The 5,739-nt window shown below is 68.1% G+C and carries 6 protein-coding genes and 1 tRNA gene; 6 read left to right on the top strand and 1 reads right to left on the bottom strand.

The genetic code is table 11. The features are described from left to right. Positions 1 to 587, bottom strand: a 587-nt coding sequence (locus H0W40_RS18780) for a DNA-formamidopyrimidine glycosylase family protein (protein WP_292449290.1), incomplete at its 3' end; no start/stop codon positions are given. A gap of 167 nt (positions 588 to 754) precedes the next feature. Between H0W40_RS18780 and H0W40_RS18775 the strand changes: the two genes are divergently transcribed. The 6 genes from H0W40_RS18775 to H0W40_RS18750 all read left to right on the top strand — a co-directional run. Next, complete coding sequence (locus H0W40_RS18775) at positions 755 to 2,461, top strand: tetratricopeptide repeat protein (RefSeq protein ID WP_292449288.1); 1,707 nt, start codon at positions 755 to 757, stop codon at positions 2,459 to 2,461. Next, entirely contained in the window at positions 2,458 to 2,991 is a 534-nt protein-coding gene (locus H0W40_RS18770) for an outer membrane lipoprotein LolB (RefSeq protein ID WP_292449287.1), read from the top strand. Before H0W40_RS18775 ends, H0W40_RS18770 begins: the two co-directional genes overlap by 4 nt. Before the next feature lie 73 nt (positions 2,992 to 3,064). Beyond that, the gene (ispE, locus tag H0W40_RS18765; protein ID WP_292449285.1) at positions 3,065 to 3,958 is read left to right on the top strand and encodes a 4-(cytidine 5'-diphospho)-2-C-methyl-D-erythritol kinase; all 894 of its coding nucleotides are present in this window, start codon (positions 3,065 to 3,067) and stop codon (positions 3,956 to 3,958) included. Between the two features lie 52 nt (positions 3,959 to 4,010). Then, positions 4,011 to 4,087 (top strand) — tRNA-Gln (locus tag H0W40_RS18760). A gap of 71 nt (positions 4,088 to 4,158) precedes the next feature. Further along, positions 4,159 to 5,127 (top strand): ribose-phosphate pyrophosphokinase, encoded by a 969-nt coding sequence (locus H0W40_RS18755; protein ID WP_292449283.1) that lies wholly within the window; start codon positions 4,159 to 4,161, stop codon positions 5,125 to 5,127. Between the two features lie 83 nt (positions 5,128 to 5,210). Beyond that, a partial coding sequence (locus H0W40_RS18750) for a 50S ribosomal protein L25/general stress protein Ctc (RefSeq protein WP_292449281.1) occupies positions 5,211 to 5,739 on the top strand: 529 nt, incomplete at its 3' end.

Below are 5,739 nucleotides of genomic sequence, written 5' to 3'. Positions count from 1 at the left end.
CTGCGCGTGCGGGGGTCGATCCCCGCCAGGAACAGCGCCTCGGACGCATAGATGTTGCCGACGCCGACGACGATGTCGCCGGCCAGCAGCGCGGTCTTGATCGCGACCTTGCGCCCGCGCAGCCGCTCGTGCAGCAGCGCGCCGGTGAAGCCGGCCTCGAACGGCTCGACGCCCAGGCCGGCGAGCAGCTTCCCGGCGGCCCCTTGATCGGCCGCGGACGACCACACCACCGCACCGAAACGGCGGGGATCGGTCAGGCGGAGCAGGCCGCGGTCGGTGGCGAGATCGAAGTGGTCCCAGGGGCCGGGCGGCGCATGCTGCGCCGACAAGTTGAGCGAACCCGACATGCCCAGGTGCATCAGCAAGCCGCCGGCTCCCGTATTCGGGGCGCCCGGCGCGTCGAGGGCGAACCACAGGTACTTGCCTCGCCGCGTGAGCTCGTGCACCCGGTGCCCGACCAGCGATTCCGGTGCGCAGCCCAAAGGCCAGCGCAGAGGTTTGCCGATGCGCACTGCCGCGATCTGCGCCCCGCGAAGGCGTTCGACCAGGCTCAGGCGGGTGACTTCCACCTCGGGCAACTCGGGCATTCAGGGATTATCGGGGCGTGCCTAGAATGGTTTTGCTTCCGGAGTCGCCGATGTTTTGTTTCCGTCATGCTGTGTCGGCCTTCGCGGCCTGCAGCACCCTGGCCGTAGCAGTCCCCGCTCAGGCCCAGACTCCGCCCGCACCGGCGTCGGCACCCGCCTCGGCCCCGGTGCGCAACTCGAACCTCGATGCGCCGCTCTTTTATCAGTTGCTGATCGGCGAGATCGAGTTGCGCGAAGGCGATGCCGGCACCGGCTACCAGGTGCTGCTCGATGCCGCTCGCAAGACCCGCGACGAGCGCCTGTTTCAGCGCGCCACCGACATCGCGCTGCAGGCCAAGGCCGGCGAGCAGGCTTTGGTGGCGGCCCGCGCCTGGCGGCAGGCTGCGCCCGCTTCGCTCGAGGCGCACCGCTACGAAGTGCAGTTGCTGATCGCGCTCAACCGCAGCGCCGAGGCGGTGGAGCCGTTGCGCTCCACCTTGGTGCTGGTGCCGGTCGCCGAGCGTGCCGGGGCGATCGCCTCGCTGCCGGCCTATTTTGCGCGCGCCACCGATCGCAAGGCGGCCAGCGCGGCGCTCGAACAGGTGCTGCTGCCCTATGCCGAAGGCCGCCTGGCCGGCGAAGCGCCCGAGACGGCCGGCGTCGCCTGGGCTGCGCTCGGCCGCAGCCGGCTCGCTGCCGGCGAGCCCGCGCTCGCTCTCGATGCCGGGCGTCGCGCGCAGGCGATTGCGCCCAACGCGGAGAGCATCGCGCTGCTCGGCATCGAGTTGATGCGCAGCGAGCCGGCCGGCGAGGAACTGGTCAAGAACTTCCTGGCCGCCGACCCGCCCGCAGCGGACGTGCCGCGCAGTGCCGTGCGGCTGGTCTACGCGCGTGCGCTCGCCATCGGCCAGCGTTACGCCGAGGCGGTTCCGCAACTCGAGGCGGTGACGCGCGACGCGCCGCAGTTCGTCGATGCCTGGTTGACGCTCGGTGCCTTGCAGCTCGAACTCAAGCAACCCGCGCAGGCGGAAAGCGCTTTGACCGAATACATCGCGAGGGCCGAGGCGGCCGAAGCCGCCGCGGGGCCGGCAGCCCCGCAGGCGATCGACGAGGACGCTGCGACCCCGGCGCAGCGACGCATGCAGGCCTATTTGCTGCTGGCCCAGGCGGCCGAGCAGCGCCGCGATTTCAAGGCGGCCGAGGGCTGGCTGGCCAAGGTCGACAGCTCTCAGGCCTTGCCGGTGCAGGTGCGGCGCGCCTCGCTGCTGGCGCAGCAGGGCCGGCTCGAGGAAGGGCGCGCGCTGATCCGCGATCTGCCCGAGCGCACGCCGGAGGAGGCCCGCTCCAAGCTGCTTGCGGAGGCCCACCTGTTGCGCGACCAGAAGCAGTGGTCCGAGGCCAACCGCTTGCTCGCCAAGGCCAATGACCTCTACCCCGACGACACCGATCTGCTTTACGAGCAGGCCATGATGGCCGAGAAGCTCGACCGCATGGACGAGATGGAGCAGTTGCTGCGCCGCGTGATGGCACTCAAGCCCGAGCAGCCGGCGGCCTACAACGCTCTCGGCTATTCCCTGGCCGATCGCCGCATGCGGCTGCCGGAGGCGCGCCAGCTGATCGTCAAGGCCATGGAGCTGACGCCGAACGATCCTTTCCTGATCGACAGCATGGGCTGGGTCGAGTACCGCATGGGCAACCTGGAGGAGTCGCTGGAATGGCTGCGCCAGGCTTATCGGGCTCGGCCCGACACCGAGATCGCGGCGCACCTCGGCGAAGTGCTGTGGATGAGCGGCCGCCGCGACGAGGCGCGCAGCGTGTGGGGCGCGGCGCAATCACGCGACGCTGCCAACGATGTGCTGAAGGAAACGCTGGCGCGGCTGAAGGTCGATCTGTGACTCGATCGGGCAGGCTGGCGGCGGGTGCCGTTGTTGCCGCGCTGCTGGCAGGCTGCGCGAGCCTTGCGCCACCGGCTGGCGAGGACCAGGCGCTGTCCGGGCGCTTGTCGGTCCGGGTCGAGGGGGATACGCAGCGGTCGTTCAATGCGGCATTCGAGTTGGCCGGCTCGCCGGAGCGGGGCAGCCTTGCATTGAGCACACCGCTCGGCACCCAGGTTGCGCGGGCGGACTGGTCGGCAGGGCAGGTCCGGCTTCGTTCCCGAGAGGGCGAGCGTGTTTATCCGGATCTCGACAGCCTTTCCGAAGAGGCGCTCGGCGAGCGAGTGCCGCTCGCCGCCCTGTTCGACTGGCTGCGCGGGCGGCCCTGGCCGGGCGCAGCCAACGTCGCAAGCGACCACGGCTTTGCCCAACTCGGCTGGAAGGTCGATCTGTCGCGTTACGAGGAAGGTTGGGTGCTCGCCGAGCGCAGCACGCCGCCGGTCGTCGAGGTGCGCGCGCGGCTCGACATGCCCGCCTCGGCGGCGCCATGAAAAGGTCTTCGAGTTGCATCGAGGCGGTCTTCGGATCGTCCGCGCGCCGCCCTGCAGCGCCGGGCGGGGCGACATGGGCCTGAAAGCGATCTACGACGTTTCGGCGCCCGCCAAGCTGAACCTGTTCCTGCACGTGGTCGGCCGGCGCAACGACGGCTACCACCTGCTCCAGTCGGTGTTCGCACTGATCGATTGGTGCGACACGCTGCACTTCGAACGCCGCGACGACGACCGGCTGAGCCGTCACGATCTGGGCGCGGTGCTGCCGCAAGACGACCTGTGCCTGCGCGCGGCGCGGCTGCTGCAAAGCGAGAGCGGCACGGCGGCCGGCGCCGACATCTCCATCGACAAGCAGGTGCCGTGGGGTGCAGGCCTGGGCGGCGGCAGTTCCGACGCAGCCACGACGCTCATCGCGCTCAATCGCCTGTGGAACCTGAACTGGCCTCGCGAGCGGCTGTTGTCCCTGGGCCTTCGCCTCGGCGCTGACGTGCCCTTTTTCATCGGCGGCAACAACGCGTGGGTCGAAGGCGTGGGCGAGAAGCTCACGCCCATTGAACTGGTGCCGCGCCGTTGGGCGGTGGTCAAGCCGGCGGCGACCGTGAGCACTGCCGCGATCTTCGCCAGCCCGCACTTGGTCCGCAACACCGCCGCTGCTACACTCTCGGACTTCGCTGCAGACCCGCTCGGGTTTGGCCGCAACGACCTGCAGGAGAGCGCAAAAGCGCATTGCAGCGAGGTCGGCGAGGCCCTGGCGCTGCTGCGAGGCCACTACGGTGCAAGCCGAATGTCGGGCTCGGGCAGCGCGGTGTTTGCAGATGCCGGCAGCGGCGACGCACCGAGCGCAGGAACGATAGAAGCAAAGGTGACCACGCCGGTTGAGTTGGAAGCGATGGCGCTTCCTCCATCGTGGGTGGGGCGCATTTGCCGCGGTCTGACCCGCCATCCGCTGGTGGATTGGTCCGACTGAAGTGGAAGTGTTTTCGGGGGTGGCCTCGGTGCAAGCCGGCCGCGTCCTGTGTAGGGGAGTCGCCAAGTTGGTCAAGGCATCGGATTTTGATTCCGACATGCGAGGGTTCGAGTCCTTCCTCCCCTGCCAAACCGAAGCGAAGCGCGGCGCCCGATGCGGGCGCCGCGTCGTTTAGACCGATCGAGCGCGGTGCAGCCACGATGCTTACCAACAACACCGTTCTGTTCACCGGCAACGCCAACCCGGCGCTCGCCGAGGAGATCGCCAGTGCCCTGGGCATCGAGCTCGGGCGCGCCGCGGTCGGCCGCTTCTCCGACGGCGAGGTCAAGGTCGAGATCGAGCAGAACGTGCGGGCGCGCGACATCTTCGTCGTGCAGCCGACCTGCGCGCCGCAGACCAACGAGCACCTGATGGAGCTGTTCATCATGGTCGATGCGCTCAAGCGTGCTTCGGCCGGGCGCATCACGGCGGTCATTCCCTATTTCGGCTATGCGCGTCAGGATCGCCGCCCGCGTTCCACGCGCGTGCCCATCTCGGCCAAGGTGGTGGCCAACATGCTCGAGGCGGTGGGCGTGAACCGCGTGCTCACCATGGACCTGCATGCCGACCAGATCCAGGGCTTCTTCGACATCCCGGTCGACAACATCTACGCCTCGCCGGTGCTGCTGGCCGATCTGAAGACCAAGCGTTATCACGACCTGATCGTGGTCTCGCCCGACGTCGGCGGCGTGGTGCGCGCCCGGGCGCTGGCCAAGCAGCTCGACTGCGACCTGGCCATCATCGACAAGCGCCGCCCCACTGCCAATGTGTCCGAGGTGATGCACGTCATCGGCGACATCGAGAACCGCAACTGCGTGATCATGGACGACATGATCGACACCGCCAGCACGCTGGTGAAGGCGGCGGAAGAGCTCAAGCAGCGCGGCGCGAAGAGCGTGTTCGCCTACTGCACCCATCCCGTTTTTTCCGGTCCGGCGATCGAGCGCCTCAAGAATTCGCAGCTCGACGAGGTGGTGGTCACCAACACCATCCCGCTCAATGCCGCGGGCAAGGCGACCCCCAAGATCCGCCAGCTTTCCGTGGCGTTCCTGTTCGCCGAGACCATCCGCCGCATTTCGGACGGCGAATCGGTCACCTCGCTTTTTTCGGAGCAGAACAACAACTTCTGAGCCGGTTCATGCCTGCAGGCCTTCGGCCTGCGGGTTCACACGAGGCACCTGGTCGCGGGTGCCTTCCTTTCGGGAGAAACGCAATGAAATTCGTCGCTTATCCGCGCGAACTGCAGGGGACCGGAGCGAGCCGCCGCCTGCGCAACACCGGCAAGGTGCCGGGCATCGTTTACGGTGCGGGCGCGCCGGCCATGGTCGAGCTCGACCACAACGCGCTCTTTCACGCGCTCAAGAAAGAGGCCTTCCACTCGTCGATCCTCGACATGGATCTGTCCGGCGCCAGCCAGCAGGTGCTGCTGCGCGACGTGCAGATGCATCCCTTCAAGCAGATCGTGCTGCACGTCGACTTCCAGCGCGTCGATGCCACCACGCGTGTCAGCAAGAAGGTGCCCTTGCACTTCATCAACGAGGACACCGCGCCGGCCGTCAAGCTCGATGGTTGCCTGATCTCGCACGTGGTCAACGAACTCGAGGTCGAGTGCCTGGCTTCGCAGCTGCCCGAGTTCATCACCATCGACGTGGGCGAGATGACCAAGGGCCAGTCGCTGCACGTGGACGACCTCAAGCTGCCCAAGGGCATCAAGGTCGTGCTGCGCGGCAAGAAGAACCCGG

The organism is Methylibium sp. (genome assembly GCF_013817345.1).
Classification (GTDB): domain Bacteria; phylum Pseudomonadota; class Gammaproteobacteria; order Burkholderiales; family Burkholderiaceae_C; genus Methylibium.
Note: the sequence above shows the minus strand (reverse complement) of the source record. Positions and strands in the feature narration are given on the sequence as shown.